The 19,247-nt window shown below is 60.4% G+C and carries 17 protein-coding genes and 1 tRNA gene; 12 read left to right on the forward strand and 6 right to left on the reverse strand.

The window, feature by feature from the left end; genetic code table 11:
- Positions 1-22: 22 nt before the first annotated feature.
- A complete protein-coding gene (gene gloB, locus M0D65_RS04140; protein WP_266251356.1) occupies positions 23-826 on the reverse strand; it encodes a hydroxyacylglutathione hydrolase in 804 nt (267 codons plus the stop codon).
- 19 nt (positions 827-845) lie between these two features.
- On the opposite strand from gloB, the gene M0D65_RS04145 reads away from it, so the two are divergent.
- The 10 genes from M0D65_RS04145 (at position 846) to M0D65_RS04190 (ending at position 13,500) form a co-directional block, all read left to right on the forward strand.
- Positions 846-1,676, forward strand: a complete 831-nt coding sequence (locus M0D65_RS04145; protein ID WP_266251357.1) for a class I SAM-dependent methyltransferase — start codon at positions 846-848, stop codon at positions 1,674-1,676.
- Positions 1,673-2,119, forward strand: a complete 447-nt coding sequence (gene rnhA, locus M0D65_RS04150) for a ribonuclease HI (protein ID WP_091020025.1) — start codon at positions 1,673-1,675, stop codon at positions 2,117-2,119. Before M0D65_RS04145 ends, rnhA begins: the two co-directional genes overlap by 4 nt.
- Positions 2,120-2,210: 91 nt before the next feature.
- The gene (gene dnaQ / locus M0D65_RS04155; RefSeq protein ID WP_266251358.1) at positions 2,211-2,963 is read left to right on the forward strand and encodes a DNA polymerase III subunit epsilon; all 753 of its coding nucleotides are present in this window, start codon (positions 2,211-2,213) and stop codon (positions 2,961-2,963) included.
- Between the two features lie 47 nt (positions 2,964-3,010).
- Positions 3,011-3,085, forward strand: a tRNA-Val gene (locus tag M0D65_RS04160).
- Positions 3,086-3,530: 445 nt separating this feature from the next.
- Positions 3,531-5,348 (forward strand): type VI secretion system baseplate subunit TssF, encoded by a 1,818-nt coding sequence (gene tssF / locus M0D65_RS04165; protein WP_266251359.1) that lies wholly within the window; start codon positions 3,531-3,533, stop codon positions 5,346-5,348.
- A 172-nt stretch (positions 5,349-5,520) separates the two neighbouring features.
- Positions 5,521-7,638 (forward strand): type VI secretion system Vgr family protein, encoded by a 2,118-nt coding sequence (locus M0D65_RS04170; protein WP_266251360.1) that lies wholly within the window; start codon positions 5,521-5,523, stop codon positions 7,636-7,638.
- Between the two features lie 14 nt (positions 7,639-7,652).
- Positions 7,653-8,075 carry a DcrB-related protein gene (locus M0D65_RS04175; RefSeq protein WP_266251361.1) on the forward strand — a complete coding sequence of 141 codons (423 nt, stop codon included), beginning with the start codon at positions 7,653-7,655 and terminating at the stop codon, positions 8,073-8,075.
- A 7-nt stretch (positions 8,076-8,082) separates the two neighbouring features.
- Complete coding sequence (locus tag M0D65_RS04180; RefSeq protein WP_266251362.1) at positions 8,083-12,666, forward strand: DUF6531 domain-containing protein; 4,584 nt, start codon at positions 8,083-8,085, stop codon at positions 12,664-12,666.
- Positions 12,656-12,865 carry a hypothetical protein gene (locus tag M0D65_RS04185; protein ID WP_266251363.1) on the forward strand — a complete coding sequence of 70 codons (210 nt, stop codon included), beginning with the start codon at positions 12,656-12,658 and terminating at the stop codon, positions 12,863-12,865. The genes M0D65_RS04180 and M0D65_RS04185 overlap by 11 nt, the downstream gene beginning before the upstream one ends.
- Positions 12,866-12,972: 107 nt before the next feature.
- Positions 12,973-13,500, forward strand: a complete 528-nt coding sequence (locus M0D65_RS04190) for a hypothetical protein (protein WP_266251364.1) — start codon at positions 12,973-12,975, stop codon at positions 13,498-13,500.
- Positions 13,501-13,571: 71 nt separating this feature from the next.
- On the opposite strand, the gene M0D65_RS04195 is transcribed toward M0D65_RS04190, so the two are convergent.
- Both M0D65_RS04195 and M0D65_RS04200 read right to left on the reverse strand, forming a co-directional pair.
- On the reverse strand, positions 13,572-13,934 hold the full coding sequence (locus M0D65_RS04195) for a hypothetical protein (protein WP_266251365.1): 363 nt from the start codon (positions 13,932-13,934) through the stop codon (positions 13,572-13,574).
- Positions 13,935-13,947: 13 nt separating this feature from the next.
- Positions 13,948-14,622, reverse strand: coding sequence for a type 1 glutamine amidotransferase domain-containing protein (locus M0D65_RS04200; protein WP_266251366.1), 675 nt, complete (start codon positions 14,620-14,622; stop codon positions 13,948-13,950).
- 345 nt (positions 14,623-14,967) lie between these two features.
- On the opposite strand from M0D65_RS04200, the gene M0D65_RS04205 reads away from it, so the two are divergent.
- Together M0D65_RS04205 and M0D65_RS04210 are read left to right on the forward strand one after the other, a co-directional pair.
- Positions 14,968-15,723 (forward strand): hypothetical protein, encoded by a 756-nt coding sequence (locus M0D65_RS04205; protein WP_266251367.1) that lies wholly within the window; start codon positions 14,968-14,970, stop codon positions 15,721-15,723.
- A 178-nt stretch (positions 15,724-15,901) separates the two neighbouring features.
- A complete protein-coding gene (locus M0D65_RS04210) occupies positions 15,902-16,567 on the forward strand; it encodes a GDSL-type esterase/lipase family protein (protein ID WP_266251368.1) in 666 nt (221 codons plus the stop codon).
- A 15-nt stretch (positions 16,568-16,582) separates the two neighbouring features.
- On the opposite strand, the gene M0D65_RS04215 is transcribed toward M0D65_RS04210, so the two are convergent.
- The 3 genes from M0D65_RS04215 to M0D65_RS04225 are packed head-to-tail and all read right to left on the reverse strand — an operon-like array spanning position 16,583 to position 19,175.
- Positions 16,583-17,521, reverse strand: coding sequence for an SMP-30/gluconolactonase/LRE family protein (locus tag M0D65_RS04215; protein ID WP_266252022.1), 939 nt, complete (start codon positions 17,519-17,521; stop codon positions 16,583-16,585).
- Between the two features lie 14 nt (positions 17,522-17,535).
- A complete protein-coding gene (locus M0D65_RS04220; protein ID WP_266251369.1) occupies positions 17,536-18,387 on the reverse strand; it encodes an NAD(P)-dependent oxidoreductase in 852 nt (283 codons plus the stop codon).
- Positions 18,384-19,175, reverse strand: coding sequence for an HpcH/HpaI aldolase/citrate lyase family protein (locus M0D65_RS04225; protein WP_266251370.1), 792 nt, complete (start codon positions 19,173-19,175; stop codon positions 18,384-18,386). Before M0D65_RS04225 ends, M0D65_RS04220 begins: the two co-directional genes overlap by 4 nt.
- Positions 19,176-19,247 lie beyond the last annotated feature (72 nt).

The raw sequence follows: 19,247 nt of genomic DNA on the forward strand, positions 1-19,247 counted from the left end.
CATGCCCCCACCCGGCGGCAGGTTAGCGGAACTTATTTTTCCATTCGCGCATCAGCGTGAAGGCAGTCAATCGATCCGGCACCGTTTCGTGAAGCTGCTCGTTGAGCGTCGCGCGAATCGCCGGGCTGTCCGGGCGCAGGAACGGATTGACCGCGCGCTCGTGAGCGATGGTGGTAGGCAGCGTCGGCACGTGACGCGCGCGCAGCGCGGTCGCTTCATCGCGCCAGGCCTGCAGTTCGCGGTTCTCCGGCTCGCAGGCGAGCGCAAAACGGATGTTCGACAGGGTGTACTCGTGTGCGCAGTGGACTTCGGTGGCACCGGGCAAGGCGGCGAGCGCATCGAGCGATGCGAGCATCTGCGCCGGCGTGCCTTCGAACAGACGCCCGCAGCCGCAGGCAAACAGCGTATCGCCGCAAAACACGTGCGGCGTGCCGCGCGGATCGGTGGCCTGGAAATACGCGATGTGGCCGCTCGTGTGACCCGGCACGTCGAGCACGGTGAATTCAAGCGCGGGGGCTGCGATCCGCACCCGGTCGCCCTGCTTGAGCCGCTGTGTGAGATGCTCGATGGCCTCGCCTGCCGGACCGAAAACCGGTATCGGCGCGCTTGCATCCTGGTCGTTCAGCAGATCGGCTACACCGCCGACATGGTCGCGATGATGGTGCGTGAGTAAAATAGCGCTCAGCCGCCAGCCCCTTTGCGCCAGATACGCGCGAACCGGAGCGGCTTCGCCGGGATCGACGGCTACGGCGTGTACGCCGTCCGACACGAGCCAGATGTAGTTGTCATCAAATGCCGGAACCGGCACGTATTCAAGCGTATTCATGGGGCGCGCATTCTTCGACATGTCTGACCGACCGATTATAGACTGGCCCGCCTGGACCGATTCGCCACCCGGACGCTATGTGCTCGAGTGGGAACAGGCACAGCTCGACCGCGTGGTCTCCGATGTGTTCGGCTACCACGCGCTGCAGCTTGGCCTGCCGCAACTCGATGCGTTGCGCGAAAACCGTATGTCCTGCCGCGGGCTCGTGCTCGATGCGGCGAGCGGTGCGAGCGCGCCGTATAGTTTTCCGCCGGGCGGCTCTGCGCCTCTTGCGTTGCCCGCCTCCCCCACTCTCCACGCACCCGAGGGACGCAGCGCAGTGTGGTGTGACCTGCTCGACCTGCCGTTCGAAGCCCAGAGCGTCGACCTGATCGTGATGCCGCACACGCTCGAATTCACGAGCGATCCGCACCGGCTGCTGCGCGAAGCCGAGCGCGTACTGATGCCGGAAGGCCAGTTGATCATCCTCGGCTTCAACTCGTTGTCGCTGTGGGGTGCGCGGCAGTCGGTCGGCAAGATGACCGGTCGGCCGTTCGTACCGGCCGCGGTCGACCTGATTGCGTTCACGCGGCTGAAGGACTGGATCAAGCTGCTCGGTTTCGATCTTGAACGCGGACGCTTCGGCTGTTATCGTCCGCCGCTCGCCACCGATCAATGGCTGTCCCGCTATGCCTTCATGGAAGCGGCCGGCGACCGCTGGTGGCCGATCTTCGGCGCGGCCTACATGGTGACGGCGATCAAGCGCGTGCGCGGCATGCACCTCGTCGGCCCGCTGAAAGTGAAAAAGCCCGTCCTCAAGGCGGGCCTCGCTCCGGCCGCGACACCCCATTCACGCAACCCGAACTCATGACCTCCGAACTCATCGAAATCTTCACCGACGGCGCCTGCAAGGGCAACCCGGGCCCTGGCGGCTGGGGCGCACTACTGCGTTACGGCGCGCAGGAAAAGGAACTGTTCGGCGGCGAAGCCGACACGACCAACAACCGCATGGAACTGATGGCCGTGATCGCTGCGCTCGAAGCGTTGAAGCGCCCCTGCAAGGCCGTCGTGCACACCGACTCGAAATACGTGCAGAAAGGCATCAGCGAATGGATTCATGGCTGGAAAAAGAACAACTGGATCACGTCCGCAAAAACACCGGTGAAGAATGCCGACCTGTGGAAGCGGCTCGACAAGGCTGTCCAGCAGCATGAGATCGAATGGCGCTGGGTGAAGGGACATGCGGGGCATGTGGAGAACGAGCGTGCCGACGCGCTGGCGAACCGCGGTGTCGCGTCGCTCGCCGAGCTTTAAGTATTCGCAGCGCGCTCTTTGTGCGCCATTTGCGCGCTCTTTACGTATTCTCATTCGTTATTCCGAAGTTTCTGAAGCAGGCCAGACCGACATGCGTCAAATCATTCTCGACACCGAAACCACCGGCCTCAATGCCCGTACCGGCGACCGCATCATCGAAATCGGTTGCGTTGAACTGGTGAACCGCCGCCTCACTGGCAACAACCTGCACTTCTACATCAACCCCGAACGCGACAGCGATCCCGGCGCGCTCGTCGTGCACGGGTTGACCACCGAATTCCTTCGCGACAAACCGAAGTTTGCGGAGATTGCCGCGCCGCTGCGCGACTTCATCTCCGATGCCGAGCTGATCATCCACAACGCGCCATTCGACATCGGCTTTCTCGATGCCGAATTCGCGCTGCTCGGCCTGCCGTCGTTCAGCAAGAACTGCGGCGAAGTGATCGATACGCTCGTGCGCGCGAAGGCGATGTTCCCCGGCAAGCGCAATTCGCTCGATGCGCTATGCGACCGCTTCGGCATCAGCAATGCGCACCGCACGCTGCACGGCGCGCTGCTCGACTCGGAACTGCTCGCCGAGGTTTATCTGGCGATGACGCGCGGCCAGGAAAGTCTCGTCATCGACATGATCGGCGAGAGCGCGGCCAGCGGCGATGCGCACGCGCCGGGCGTCGCGCTCGATGCGCTCGAGTTGCCGGTGATCGTCGCTAGCGACGAGGAGTTGGCGGAGCATCAGGCGCTGCTCGATGGGCTCGACAAGTCGATCAAGGGAACCAGTGTGTGGCGGCTCCAGGCAGTCGATGCTCCCTCTGGTGCCTCTGCCGATTCTTCGCAGCCCGCCTAAAAAGCACTTTACGAAGTTTCGAAGCTCTGACATAATCGCCGCTCTTCGGGTGGTTAGCTCAGCGGTAGAGCACTGCCTTCACACGGCAGGGGTCACAGGTTCAATCCCTGTACCACCCACCAGGATCGGAAGGGCCGGCAAATGCCGGCCCTTCTTCCTTTCCGGGTCAGCACTTGGCGAAATGCTTGCTAAGTGTCCTCTCGTGGAACCGGATTGTTGGCACATTCTTGCCACACTTCTTCTTCGAGGTGTCTGGTGCCAACCATTCGCAAACGCGGCGACCGCCAATTCCAGGCGATCATCCATCGCCGCAGCTTTTCGACCCAGTCGAGAACCTTCATTACACTCCACAACGCCAAATACGATTGCGCAGGGCCACTGACGCGCACGCTGCTATTTCATCAGCGCATCACAACGACGAAAAAAACCCGCCGTAAGCTTCGACACGTGCCTGTCAGGGTCTGAGCTTTCGCATAGGCGGCTCCGCGACGGAGGCCAGCTACAATTGCCGGCCGTGATCCTTGACCGTCGGGAACAAGCCTTGAATACTCCGAAGCGAGCGTACTGATGGAGCCGGAAGATCTGCTGCCTTATTACGAACGGGAACTGGGACTACTGCGCGCGTCGATGCAGGGCTTTGCCGGGCAGTTTCCAAAAATCGCAGCGCGCCTGAGCATTGCGGGCGAGCACTCGGACGATCCGCATATCCAGCGAATGCTCGAGAGTGCGGCGTTGATGAACGCAGGAATAGCAAGCCGGCTCGAGGACGACGTGCCGGAGTTCGCCCGTGCGTTGATAGAGTCAATGCATGGTGCGTTCTTGCGACCCTTACCGGCCTGCGCTATCGCCCAGTTTCAACCACGGATGCAGACTAAAACGCTCGCCATTGCGCGTGGCGCCCTGTTCACAACCCCTGGTGATCAGTTCAGGTTCTACTCGACAGCCGATGTGACGCTCGCCCCACTCGCAATCACAGCGGTGCGCTACGGACCGTCGACGCTTGCACCGACTGACGCGCGATTGCCTGGCGACACGACCGGGTTACTGTCGATCACGCTCGCTCCTTCTTCGCCTAAGGCGAGCCTGTCGGACACGCCGGGCAAGGTAAGGCTTTTTCTGGCCGGTCAACGTGAAATCGCCGCAGCGCTCGCCGACAGTGTGCTGCTATGTGGCACGCAGGCATTTGTCGAGCCGGATAGCACGGGACGCTGGAAAAAGCTGCCACAGATGCCACTTGCGGGTGTTGGTTTTACCGAGGCGGACCGCGTGACACCTGGCCCGGACGGGGATGCCGCGACGATCGCCCCGGTTCACCTCCTGATGGAATACTGCGCATTTCCCGAGCAGTTCGATTTTCTCGACCTGGACATGGCGCAACTCAGACGGAGCGCCGGCCCATGCACCCGAATCACGCTCCATCTGGCAATCGCCGGCGTACATGCGGACTCGGCCATGGGCCAGCGGCTCGCATCGGTAACTGAGGAACATCTGCAGTTGTTCTGCACACCGGTGGTCAACCTGTTCCCGCACGATGCGGTGCCGGTCGAAACGGTCCCCGGAGTCGCCTCCTACCCCGTCGTGCCATTCGAAGCCGCGCCAGGCACGCAGGTCTGGTCCGTCGAGGCGGTGCAGCAGCAGACCCCGGACGACCACTCCGCCATGCCGCCATTTCATTCCCTGCAGCATGGTTCGATCGTCTCGGGTCGGGAATCGACCTGGATGGTGCGCCGTGGCGGTGAGTTACCGCTGTCAGGCCGGGCCGGTGACCTGCCCGAGCTTGTGCTCGTCCAGCACGACCGCCAGCCTGCTGACGCGGGGAAGCGAAAACTGACGATCGATCTCCTGTGCACCAACGGAGATTTGCCGGCTGGCCGGTCCTACGGTGCTCCAGGAGGCGACCTCGCGCTGAAGAATGGCGACGCGAAGTGCCCGATTGTGCTGTTGCGCCGGCCGACGAGAAGTCATTGGCCAATATTCAGCCACGGTGAACTATGGACGCTACTGTCACTGTTCGTGCCGCATCCTACCCGGCTGGGGCCTGAGGGTATCGAAGAGATCCGGCAGGCATGCCGGCAATTCGCGGCCCGTTCGGGCGCGAGTGAACGACCGTTTGACGCCTTCGTGTCGCTGGCCGTCAAACGAATCACACGATGGATTCCCCTCAAACCGCTGCCCGGGTTTGTGCATGGGCTGGAAGTGACGTTGATACTGGACGAAACCCTGTTCATCGAGCGCGGCGTAGCCACTCTGATCGAAGTGATGGACCGTTTTTTTGCGGCCTACGCCTCGGCAAACAGTTTTGTGCAACTGGTGGTGGTATCTGCGTCAACGGGCGCATTGATCCGGCGTTGCCCGCCCCGGACCGGCCTCACCCCCTTGATATGACGTAATCGCTGAAAACTCCCGCGATTTGCAAAATCTAGTTCATAGACTGTCGCGTTCTTTCGTTTTACTCAATGTTGTCCTACATTATCGGCTCCGTATATCCGGACCGCTTAATCGGCCGCCCGGCGAAATCTGGAAGCACGACGCACCGGCGTCTGAAAGGAATTGAACCATGAGTTTCGGCTCCAGTAACGATGCGTCGGGCGGCAGCCCGCTCGGCATAGGCAGTGCACTTGGTGGAGTGAGCTCACTCGCCTCGGGTCTCGCCAGCCACCTAGGTCCGCTGGGAGCGCTGGCCGGCCAGATCAATACCGTGCAGCGCGCGGTCCAGCTGGCACACACGGGCTTCTCACTGCTGGGCAAAACGCCCGAATCAATCGCAGGCGCTATCAACAGCGCAGCTGGCGGCCCTGCCCGACTGACACAGCGAAACCGCTACGTCACACTCGAAACGCCGCTTGGGCCTGACGCACTGCTGGTCAGCGCGGCGGTCATTGATGAAAACGTCAATGCGTTGCCAACGATGCACCTTGACCTGCTAGCGCACAAGCACGACCTGTCAGGCGACGATCTGATCGGCCAAAGGGTCAAGGTCAAGCTTGACCATCAGACCAAACAGTCCGCGCTCGGGCAAATCATCGCATCGAGCACAAGTGATGACGACTTCCGGTACTTCGATGGCTATGTCATGTCGTTCGACCGCGTCGGCAATCCGGGCAAGGTCACGCAATACCAGATGACGGTCGTACCGTGGTTTGCGCTACTCACACGTTCGACCGATTGCCGGATTTTCCAGAACTCGACCGCGCGCGAAATCCTGACGCAAATATTCCAGGAGCACGGCTTTTCCGATTTTTCTTTCGACCTGCGGATCACTCACAAGCCGATCGAATACATCGTGATGTACCAGGAGTCGTACTACAACTTCTGTGCTCGATTGATGGAGCAGGAAGGACTGATCTGGACGCACAGGTACGAGAAAGACAAGCACATCCTCGCGATCGGTGACATGAACTATCTGTTCCAGCCGATCGACGGTCTCAAGACGCTGGAGTACTCCACCAGCGACGCCAGCAAGCTCAACAACTGCATCGACCGGCTCAACGAAAGCCGTCACTTTGGCGTCGGCAAGGTCACGTTCCAGGACTTCAACCACCAGAACCCATCGTCGCCATTGATGATGGTCAACGCCTCGCCGCAGAACAGCAAGCATGCCCTGCTGGATCAGACGGAGCGCTACGAGCATCAGTCGCTGTACGATCACGGCGACGACGGCAACCGGTATGCGCGCTACTCGATGGAAGCGGAGGAAGCACAGGCCCACCGGTACACCGGCAGTGGTTACGCATGGCGACTGACGACGGCTGGCACCACGACAGTGACCGGCCACCCTGTGGAAGCGAACAACCAGGACTACGTGTTCCTGCAGGTTCGACACGAGGCGGTGAACGACTACACGCAGCACGCTGCCGAGCTGCCGTACCGCAATACCTTCGTCTGCCTGCCGAAGAAGATTCCGTACCGTGCCGAAAGGCGGACACCCAAACCGATTGTTCACGGCACACAGTCGGCAATCGTAGTCGGGCCCAAGGGCGAGCAGATTCATACCAACGGTAGCTGCGTCAAGGTGCATTTCATCTGGGACCGCCGCGGCAAGATGGACGGTTCGGACTCCATGTGGATACGGATTTCGCAGCCGTGGGCGGGCGACGGCTGGGGAGCGGCTGCGATTCCCCGGATCGGTCAGGAAGTCAACGTGAGCTTCAATCAGGGAGATCCTGACAATCCCCTGATCATAGGGCGCGTTTACAACGGCGAACAGGGCAATCCGTATCACGATGCGGGCGGCCAGACGATGGGGATCAAGAGCCAGACACACAAGGGCGATGGCTCGAACGAACTCATGATGAGCGATGTGAACGGTGCGCAAATGCTCTACATGCATGCGCAGAAGGACATGCACACCGTGGTTCAGGACGGGCAAAAGACCCACGTCCTGAAGGGTGACCGAACCATCGAGGTCGGCAAGGGCGATCACGCGACGACGGTGTCAGTCGGGAATCTTTCCGATGTCGTCACGCAGGGCGATACGCTGCACAAGACGCCGCAAGGCACTCACACGATCGAGACCAACGAACTTTGGATCAAGGTCGGGGGCGATGGCGGTACGGTACTGCACATGACGAAAAACGTCATTGAACTGTACAAGGGCGGTTCGTTGATTTACCTCGATGACAAAAGTATTAACGTACAGGCCACCCGCACGGACATCAATCCGAAGAACAAGTAACAGGGATAACGAACATGTACCAGATGCACGAAGGCACACTGGCGCTGCCGGTCGAGTGGCAGGACAAGACGATGAATGTGTTCGTGTCGGCAGCGACGGGAACCGAAGGCGTGAGCTTTGTGATTACGCGCGAGCGCATGCCGTGGGGGATGAAATTCGACGAGTACGTCGCGAGCGAAATCCGTAAGGTCGCCAAGCAGGTGCCTGACTATGCCGTGGTACTGAACGAAGAGACGACTGTGTCCGGGCGTGCCGCGCGCGTGCACGAGTACACGTGGACCAACAATCACGCCGCGATTCAACAACGGTTGACGATGGTCGAATACGGTCAGGTCGTGTTGATGCTTACCTTTACGTCGCCGGGCACGATGAGCGAGTCGCAGCGCCAGCTGATGCAGGAAGTGATCTCGAGCCTGAAACTCGTCGAACCCGCCTGAGGCGACGATGTCAGACACGCCGAACTACGACGAGCCGAGCGGTAGCGCCGAAGACCGCCTGGAGAGTATCAAGCATCTGGAGGATGGCGACGCCGCCAAGGCGGCCGAGCAGCCATTCTACGGGCACGTCAACGATGCGATGCTGGGTGCCGATGTCGGCATGACGGCGGTTGAGGGTGCGGGAGCGGGACTGGGCGCTGCGGGAACTGCATTGCTTGGGGGAGCAAGCGGTTCTGCCGCGGCAGGCGCAGGCGCTATCGCGGCTGGTACTGTCCTGCTGCCAGTGTCGATCGCGATTGGCGGCTCCTATGCGATGCAGAAGTTAGGCGTGACCGACTGGCTATCGAATGAATTCGTGTTGGCCGGCGACGCGCTGGGATTGACCATCGGTCGCGGCGACCCGCACCCCGCCTGCGTCGGAGACAAGGTAGCGCATTCGAGCGCATTCTGGGGCATCGTGGCGGGGATCGCGGTCGGCGTTGCGATTGGAGTGGCCGTTGCAGCGACAGTCGCCACCGGAGGGCTGGCAGGCGCCGTGATCGTCGGTGCGTGCATGGCGGGCGGCCTGACGCTGGGGAGCGCGCTCGCTTCGGCGAGCCAGCACATGGGAAGCGACTGTGGCGAGATCAAGACCGGCTCGGATGACGTGTATTTTGAGGGTAAGAAAGTAGCGCGCGTTACGGATCTGGTGGCGTGCGAACACCACTCGAGCATGCCGCAACCGATCGTCGATGGCAGCAAGACGATTTTCATCAACAACCTGCCGCTTGCCCGGATCGGCCACGAGACACATTGCAGCGGCAAGATCAATTCCGGACGCAACAGCATCTGGATCGATAAAACTACCGGGCACTATGGCCCGAAGAATCCGGAACTGACGGCCGGACAGGAGTTTCTCGCGGGCCTGCTGGGGGCGATGATCGGAGCTGGAGTCGGAAAATTCGCTGGCAGCAGAATCCATGGGAGATCGACCGAATCGGCAGAGACGGCGGGGATCAAGGACGAAACCCGTCCGACGTGTGAAGATCCTGTCGATCCGGTGTCGGGTGAAGTGCTGGAAGTGCGCACCGACCTTACAATCCCCGGCGTGCTGCCCCTGCAGCTGAAAAGGCGCTACAGGAGTCGCTCCGGGGATGACGGGCTCCTGGGGCCGCGCTGGTCAGATAACTGGTCGCAACGCCTCGAGTTGTCGGACGGCCGGTTCGTACGGTTCCACGACGGCTCAGGCCTCGTCACCAGTTTCGACGCGCCGCAAATGGCACTCGACGGAATCAACCTGCGCGAGCCGCGCTACCGTCTAGTAGGTAGCCGGCTCGATCCGCGCATCCTGGATCGGGACACGCGCCAGCTTCACTTCTTCGCACCGCTTGCCGAAGGGCGGCCGTCGCGACTACAGCGGATCGAGGATCTGGATGGCAATTCCGTCGCCTTTGCATACGATGCTCGCGACCGTCTGATTCAACTAACGCACAGCGACGGATACCAGCTCACGGTCCGGTACCACGCATCGAGCCGCATGCCCGACCGTATCGCCCTGCACGAAGAGGACGGTACCTCGCGTACGCTGGTCGATTATCGCTATAGCGAAGGCATGCTCACCGAAGTGGCAAGCCTCCAGTGTGGCCAGTTTTCCTACACGTACGACGAACATGGCTGGATGACGGGCTGGAGAGACACCGATCAGACTGATGTCCGGTATCTGTACGACCACGCAGGCCGCGTGGTGGAAACCGGCACAAAACAGGGTTATCACACGGGCCGCTTCGTCTACGAAGATAGTCGTACGCGTGTGATCAATGCCAGCGGTGAGTGGATCTACGAATACAACGACGAAGGGTTCACGACGGCCGAAACCGATCCCCTGGGCCATCGCACGGGCCGCGAGTGGGAGCTGGGCCGTCTGATGTCAAAGACCGATGCACTAGGTCGTCGCACTGTGTACCGGTATGACGACCGAGGTCAGCTGGTCGCGATCGAAGAGCCGTCGCGGCAAATCACCGGGTTCAGTTACGACGACAAGCAGCAACTGACAACGGTCGTGTTGTCCGGTGACAAGCGGATTCAGCTCGAATACGACCACCTGCGACGCCTAGTTGCACGCACGGAGCCAGACGGAACGAAGACCGGCTACCGTTACGGCAGTCGGGGCGAACTGCTGCGGATTGTGGAAGGAGATCGTGAGACGCGATTCGGCTACGACGAGAAATTGCGCATGAACGAAATCCGGCTACCCACCGGGGCAACTATCCGGCGCACAGTAGACGTGCTGGGGCGGCTATTGGAGGAAACAGATCCAGACGGTCAAACGACCCGCTACGACTATACCGAGGGCGCGGACAATCCGCGTGGCTCGATGAGGTCGGTGTCTCGTCCAGACGGATCCGCTTCCCTCGTGCGCTACAACAGCGAGGGGTTACCTGTCGAATGGATCGATCCCCTCGGCAGATCCATCAGCAAGTCTTACGGGCCGTTCGATCTGCTGACCGGATCGACTGATGCTGCAGGCCATATCACGCGGTTCGAATACGACCACGCAACGCGCTTAACAAAGGTAATCAACGCGCTTGCCGAGACGTACGAATACCGCTACGACGGCGCTGGACGACTGGCACAGGAAACCGATTGGGGTGGCCGGGTAACGCGCTATGAGCGCGACGCCGCTGGCCGACTGCTGACGAAAACCCTACCTGATGGCGAGCATTGGCATTTTAGCTACGACGCACTGGACCGATTGTCCGCACTTGACGCTGGTGACGTGAAGCTCGCCTACCGTTACGACGCGCGAGGCCGGCTGGCATCTGCGGAGGTTCATGGCGACTCGCCGCACGTAACGCACTTCGCGTACGACGCGAAGGGCCGTCTGATCGGCGAGGACCAGCACGGCGAACTGCTACGGCATGTCTACGATGCACAGGGACAGCGCGTCCTGCGGGTGACCCCGCATCGGGAAACGCAGTACGCATACGACACATTGGGTGCGTTGACACAGGTCGGATCGCTGTCGATCCTGCGCGACGCGCTTGGACGAGAAACCGGTCAACAGGCGGGCGATTTCGTGTCGCAGCGGGAATTCGATGCTCTCGGTCGAATCCGGCGACAGATTGCCGGACCACGTCTGGCACTCGAATCGAAGTCAGGCGACGCGGTGCGCTCACTCGAGCAGTTGACCCGTCAGGTGTACGAATACGATGCCGCGGGACAACTCGAACGCGTGGAGACCGACTCGGACACGTTTACCTGGCAACGCGATGTACGCGGCCAGGCAACTGCCCTGCAGAGCCTGCGGCAGCCGGCCGAGTACTACAGCTACGACGCGAACCTGAATATTGCTGCGCATGGCACACAGGGACCCGTAGATCTGCATCACTATGGCCGGGGTGGGTTGCCGGAACAGGCTGGGTACGCTCGATATCGATACGACGCACGCGGACGGACGATCGAGAAGCGGGTCGAGCAACCCGGTTTCAGACCGAGGACCTGGCAGTACACATGGGATGGTCTGAACCGGCTGGTGAAAGTGATTACACCGGAACAGGGGGCCTGGGTATACCGCTACGACGCGTTTAACCGACGCGTCGAGAAACGGCAGGCAGGCGCCCGTGAGGCGGTGAAGTTCCTGTGGGATGGTTACGTGTTGGCCGAGCGCTGGCAGGAAAAGCGCGACGGCACTACCGGGCAAGCAGTAACGTGGCATATCGAGCAGGACAGTTTTACACCGCTCGCGCAGGAGACCGATGACGGCCTATACCCGGTCCTGACGGATCAGGTTGGTTTGCCGAAGGTGGTGTTCGACAAACACGGCAAGAGGGTGTGGGACGCATCGTACTCGATGTGGGGGCGACTGCTGTCGGTCAAGCGTGCTGCCAACGACGGCGCGGCGATCGACACGACACTGCGCTTTCCTGGGCAATGGGCAGATGATGAGTCTGGGCTGAACTACAACCTGAATCGATACTATGATCCGGATTCAGGGCAATATCTCAGCTCTGATCCCATCGGTCTTGCGGGTGGGTTGAGAACGCATGGTTATGTGCACGATCCATCATTTTATTTTGACCCACTGGGTCTCGCGGTATGTGCGGCCAGGTATAACCGTTACAAGGCCTATCGCGACGCCGGATATTCACCTCGGGAAGCAACCGAGCTTTCTAAACTGGGACGTGTTGATTTCTATGTCAACTCGAATGGAGAAGCGTTGCCTGCTGTAGGCTATCGGTACATGAACAGCGCATATGCAGCCAAAACCATGAGCACGATGCGAGCGCCGCTGAGCTACTTCGGGTTTGAAGATCTGTCAACAGGAGCTCAGGTTCGAGATGGCTTCCAGATTTTCTATGAAGAGGGTAACCCCGCTTCCTGGAGCGATGGTCGCCTCAAGGGAAAATTCGACACTCTGCAATTGTTTGGAGACGACGGTTCCGTGAATGCAAGAGTCCCGCTTGAGAAAGGCGATAAGGGTCCTGAACTCGAACCAGTCACCAGCGCGTACCCCGAGTACGGAGCCGGCGGGCAAGCGCAGCTCCTCCCGGCAGTCAAGGGTACGCAAGTTGATTTCGATGAAGTTACGATACTCCCAGAAAATGACCATTGACGAACTTCGCGTGCATCTGACGCACCTAATTGATACCTATGTCAAAGATCCAGCAGAACGTGCATCGTTGCAGACTTTTGTTGGACGAGACGATGTCCCGGTCAAGTACATTCTGGCCGAAATCACGCCATCATTGTCGGGAGTGATTTCCCCGGCCGACGCGATCCTGCTGCAAGACATAGTGTTTAATTTTTGCTGAATCTATGGCTTGCAACACGCACGGGATATTGATGACGTGCGAGTCATCTCAGCTACGCCACCCGAACGTCAGCACGGCGCTATCCCTACTTCCGTTTCGGTGGACGGATGATGACCTGGATAGTCCTGGCGTTGCTAGTAGTTGCCTTCGTCGTGTGGAGCGTTGGGCATAATCGCGCGATTTTCACCGACCCACATTTCGCAGAGCTGGCGCGAAACGTCGCGCAAGTAAAAGCCAGCGCGTTAGAACGCGGGAACGACGCAGTCCGCCCGCCGGACAACCCCAGGGCACGCGTCACGACCGCGGGGTTGGCATTGATGTACTCGATCACCCAGGAAGACGATCGGTTTTTCCATCACTATTCGGTGAGCATGCCAGGTAAGGTGACGCCTCACGCCATCGGCGAGCGGTTCATTCTCTTCGTCGCAAGATTGCTGGGTATCCCCTTCGACACGCTTACCCTCAGTAGCTCCGAATCGTCCACCGTCCATCATGCGCAGTTTGAGTTGTCGCAATCCGAGCAGTTGATGTTCGCGCAACGACCGGTTCCCGAGGTCACAAAAGTCGAGGTCACTGCATTTCTCAAGGAGTTTGACGAAGTCCGCAACGAGCTTCACTGGACGCGAATAAAGTGATCCCGAACCGTTGTTCCCAAGCTCCTTCGACCCACCACTGCAGCGTGCGGGTCGAAGGCATCTAGAGAGGCTTACAGATCGTGTCCAAGCTTACGAAGCAGATCGCTGGGCGAACTGCGTGCGTTGATCGCATTGATGGTGTCAGTCAGGAACCACGGCAAGATCAGTTGCGTATCGGGATCGGTGACACCGACTTTAAGAATTGGCTGCGGAGTCGGCGCACTGCGGCTTGGGTTTTGTGCGGTGGCAGCGGTATTGGACGAGGTAGGCACGCTCGTCGCAGACCAGGCAGACGAACAGGCAGCAGCAAACACGATCAGCGCGGCAACAGAACGAAAGACTTTCATGAAGGACCTCTCACAGGGTTCGCAAAACATCATGCGCAGATTATCGCGCAACTGCGCGGTGACGTGTTTTGCCGCCAGGTCAGTCACCGCACCCACCTGCTCAGGTCAAAAGCGCGAGCAGATGCTGCGCACCCTCTCTCGAAGACGCCGGGTTCTGCCCCGTAACCAGCAAACCATCGGTGATGGCAAAACTTTGCCAGTCAGCCACCTTCTCGAATTTCCCGCCTAGTCGTTTCAGTTCGTCTTCTACGAGAAATGGAACGACCTTGGTCAGCTGCACGGCCTCTTCTTCGGTATTCGTGAAGCACGTCACGCGACGCCCTTTGACGATCGATTGACCATCGATCACCACGTGACGAAAAACGCACGGCCCGTGACAGACCGCAGCAACGGGTTTGCCCGACGTGTAGAACGCTTCGATCAACGCAGCCGAATCTTTGTCCTCGGCCAGATCCCACATCGGGCCATGACCGCCGGGGTAAAAAATCGCGTCGTAGTCGGCGGCTTTCATGTCAGAGAGCTTGACCGTGTTAGCGAGAACTCTCTGTGCAGCAGGGTCCGCCTTGAAACGCTGTGTCAACTCTGTCTGGCCTTCCGGCGTGTCGCTCTTCGGGTCGAGCGGAGGCTGACCGCCCTTCGGTGAAGACACGGTAACGTTCGCGCCCGCATCGAGAAAGGTGAAGTAAGGGGCGGCGAACTCTTCAAGCCAGAACCCCGTTTTCTTGCCGGTGTTTCCCAACTGATCATGCGATGTCATCACCATCAGGATCTTCATCGTTTGCTCCTCGAAGGTTTGGGATCGGTGCTGTGCCCTGCAATTCCTGACGCGTTGTGTTGTCCATCGCGCGAAGGTAGTCGATCGCCACCGGCACAGGTCACGCGCTCAATTTCACGCAACTGCAACACTTCGACAATCGTCGAGCGCTTATCAGGACTTCCAGCATAGGTCTATTTGCGAAACAGGACCGGGTATTTAAGGACGCCGTTTTTTCGCGTCGAGCCTGCAATATTTCAAGCGCCGCATGGTTTGGCACATCTTCGCGTGCGGGTCATTCCCATAAAAGTTACCAACCATTACACTCGCCGTCGGCCCGATATCGGGCCGCTCACGGAGAAAAAAATGAAAGGGCTAATTACAGCTGCATCAGCAGCGGCAATCGTTCTGGCGGGGTGTGGTGGCGGCGGTGGTGGAGATGAGAAGGGAAACAACAACACGCCTGCGGCAACGCCAACCGCGGCAGGTGAGTACACCGGGTTCACCTCGGACAACCGCGCAGTAGACACGACTGTTCTCGATACCGGCGCGGTCTACGTCCAGTACGGCGGCGTAGGGCAACCCAACGCCTTCGCGGGCTTTATGGTCGGGACGGTCCAGTCGAGCGGCGGCGCACTGAGCGGTGGTAGCGGATTCGACTACAACCTCGAAGGACAAGGCACGAACGCTGTCACGATGACTGGGACCTATGCGGCAAAGCAGACACTGGATGCCGCCGTCGCCTACAGCAACGGTACGAAAATCACGACTCATCAGACGTACGAGACCAATTTCGATCAGACACCCTCGTTGCAGGCGCTTGCTGGAAACTACAGTGGATACGCGTCAGGTGCTGCCAACCAGGCGCCCGCCACTTTCGCCATCGATGCGGCAGGCAGAGTGACCGGGTCTGAGGCAAACGGCTGTGCGTTTACCGGTACCGTTACCCCCCATGCTCGCGGAAACATCTTCGACATGTCGGTGCAGTTCGGAGCGACCGCGTGTACGTATGCCGGTCAGACCGCCACGGGTATTGTCATGATCTGGAACCCCGGCGTACTGCACGCGATGCTGCAGACGCCTTCGAAGGTCGGCGTGCTGTTCCTCGCGAAGCAGCAGTAATATCGCTAACTTCTGTGCAAGCCAGGCAGCAGGAGAAACCATGTTTGGACTTCTGTCGTTTCGAAATGCATGCAGACGTGAAATCCACCGACGCGCCGTTGCCGTTCCCATTGGCGCGTTAGTGCTTCTTGCGTCCCTGCTGTCACCTCAAGCGCACGCGCAGACCGGTGCACCGGCAATGTCCTGCCCCGCCCCATCGTCCGCCATCGCAACCACGACACCCACTCCTCGCCCCACCGCATGGATCGAGCAACAAGCCGCCGTCCAGCGCAATCTCGCAGCTCACTCGTATCAAGTCATTACGCTCGGCGATTCGATCATGCAGGGCTGGAGCGAAACACGGCTCGCGTCCGCAACAGGGATGACCGTGCTCAATGCCGGCTTCGGTCAGGATGGAACGGAACACACCCTGTGGCGGCTACGAAATTTCGACTGGCACGCACAAGCGCCGCGCTATGTCCTGCTACTGATCGGCACCAACGACATCGGCTATCCGACCTGCGATATCTATTGGGGAATCAGGACCGTGGTTCGAACGGCCCACACGGTCTTTCCTCAAGCACGCATCGTAGTCACCAGTATTCTGCCGCGAGGCACAAACCTGATGGGTGCGGATGACAAGATCCGCGCTGTGAACGCCGCACTGAAAGAGGCAGCACCCTCCGCCGGCTTCGCGTTTTTCGATGCACACGACGCATTCGAATGCGGACACAAGACCCCGTGTCCGCTGTTTATCCCCGACTTCAATCTGCATCTGACCAAAGATGGATACGACCTGCTGACTTCGCAGCTCAAGAACTTCCTCGCTGGCGCTGAACAACGACCTACGCAGGGGAACAACTGACGACCGACAGATCGTTCACAACGCGCCCGCGTAATCCGCCTCTGCACACCCCTGCACGCGGGGCCGCACGGCAAACAGATGGCCGTCATGCTCGGTCGCTCCCACACCGGGTCGAATCGACGTCACGAACAGCGTATCGAGTTCGCGTCCACCGAACGCACACATCGCGGGCTTGATCGCGGGCACTTCGATCTGACGGTCGAGTGTGCCGTCGGGCGTGAAGCGCAACACCCGGCCCGCATCGTTTGCGCAGATCCAGTAGCAGCCATCCACATCGATGGCCGCACCGTCGGGGCGCCCCGCATGGCGATGCAGATCGGCGAAAACGCGCTGGTTATGCGGTCGGCCTTCGTCGATGTCGTAATCGAAGGCCCACACCAGGCGGCGCGACGGATGCGAATCCGACAGATACATCGTGCGGCCATCGGGCGACCACGCGAGCCCGTTCTGCACGATCAGCGCTTCGATAACGGGCGCCGACAGCACACCGCGTTCATTGAAGCGATATAGCGCGCCTGCCGGAACCGCTGCCGCCATGTCCTGCACCATCGTGCCCGCCCAGAAGCGTCCCTGCCGATCACATCGACCGTCGTTGAAGCGCATGTCGGGTGCGGAGAAAACCGGTGCGGCTAGTTTCGTCACGAGCGCGTTGACCGGTGCATGCACCGGCACGTGCGCAGCATCCACACCGACATCCGCTTCAGGCAACGTCACCGCGAACAAGCCGCTTTCGCACCCCGCAAGCACCTTGCCATCACGACCGAAAGCGATGCACGCAACCTTCTCCGGCAAGACCCACTCGGACCGCGTCGCGGTATCGACCCGGAGACGCACGATCTTCCGGGCAGGAATATCGACCCAATACAACGCCTGTTCCGCGGCCCGCCATACCGGACTCTCGCCAACCGTGGCCGGCACCTGCCCCTGCCCTTCCACGCGCTCCGCACGCATCATGGGTACAGCAGCGCTCACCGCTTCGGCTCCATTGGCCCCGCGAGAACGAACGCGCCGCCCTGATAACGCTGGGTCGGATCGTCGAGATCGGTGGTCGGTGCGCCGGCCGGGAACAGATGCTCGAATTCAATGGAGCTGTCCTGCGGATGAAAGCCGAGGAACGCCGCCTTCGCGTTATCGATCCACTTCGCCCGGTTATCCGACACGCCGTAGACAATCGCATGACCCACGCGATTCGTGAACAACGAGCAGCGCACGAGTTCGATGAGATCGCGATAGCTCAGGTAGGTCACGAGCATGCGCGGGTTTTTCGGTTGCTCGAACGACGAACCGATACGCAGACACACCGTCTCGAGACCGAAGCGATCGAAGTAGTAGCGCGACAGCGATTCGCCGAAGCATTTCGACACGCCATACAGGCTGTCCGGACGCAACGGCGCATCGATATCGACCACCGATGTGGTCGGATGGAAGCCGACCACATGATTCGAACTCGCGTACACGATGCGCCTGACGCCATGCTTTTGCGCCGACGAGTACAGGTTGTACAGCCCGCGAATATTCGCTTCGAGCAGATCCTCGAACGGCGCTTCGACCGAAATACCGCCTAGATGAACCACCGCGTCGACACCTTCGAGCAGCGCATGCACGGCATCGCGATCGGCGAGATCGACGACGGCGAGTTCTTCGTGCGCAGCCGCGTCGCCGAGCGGCACGATGTCGCTGACGCGCACGACGTCCGCCCACGCGGAGAGCGCGCCGCGCAACTGCTGCCCGAGATTGCCGGCGGCGCCCGTCAGCAGGATGCGGCCGAAAGGTTTGCGCGGCTGGGTCGATGCAGCGGCGCCTTGATTGCTGTCACTCATGTTTTGCTCTGTTCCTGGTGTGAAGAGATGTTCGCGGCGCCGTGCTTGAGCGTCGCTTCTGCGCCACTGCGCAGCAGTCCGATGTCGGTGGCGAGCGCAACGTAATCGAAGCCAATGCGCAGGTACTCCGCGGCGAGCGCGGGGTCGGTCATCAAGATGCCGATCGGCTTGCCGCAGCGATGCGCACGGTCATACGCATCGTGAATCGCCGCCTGCACGTCGGGATGCCGGAAGTCGCCGAGATGTCCCAGCGCAGCGGCAAGATCCGACGGCCCGATAAAGAGCGCATCGACGCCGTCCACCGCGGCGATCTGTTCGAGATTCGCCAGCGCCTTGCCGGTTTCCAGTTGCACGAGCAGGCAGACTTCACTGTTTGCTTCGTGCAGATACTGGCTGTCGCGCCCATAGCGATTGGCCCGCGTCGCGGACGACACGCCACGAATCCCGGCCGGCGGATAGCGCACGGCCGCGGCCGCGCGCTGCGCGTCTTCCTGCGTGTCCACCATCGGCACCAGCAAGGTCTGCGCGCCGATGTCGAGCAGGCGCTTGATCTGCACGGTGTCGTTGGTGCCGGGTCGCACGACCGCCGCCACCGTCGATTGCGCCGCCGCACGCAATTGCTCCTGCACCATCGGCACTTCGTTGGCCGCGTGCTCGGTGTCGATCAAGATCCAGTCGAAGTCGGACTGCGTGAGGACTTCGACGACGTTGCTGCTCGCCAGCATGCTCCAGATGCCAAGCTGCTGTTGCCGGGCGAGCAGGCGAGCCTTGAACCGGTTGGGTTGCATAGTGGGTCCGATGTAAAACGTTTTCCATATGTTATCGACCATAGTATCAACGGTCAACACGCTGACTTAACT

The organism is Paraburkholderia sp. CHISQ3 (genome assembly GCF_030464945.1).
In the GTDB taxonomy this organism is placed as follows: Bacteria; Pseudomonadota; Gammaproteobacteria; order Burkholderiales; family Burkholderiaceae; genus Paraburkholderia; species Paraburkholderia megapolitana.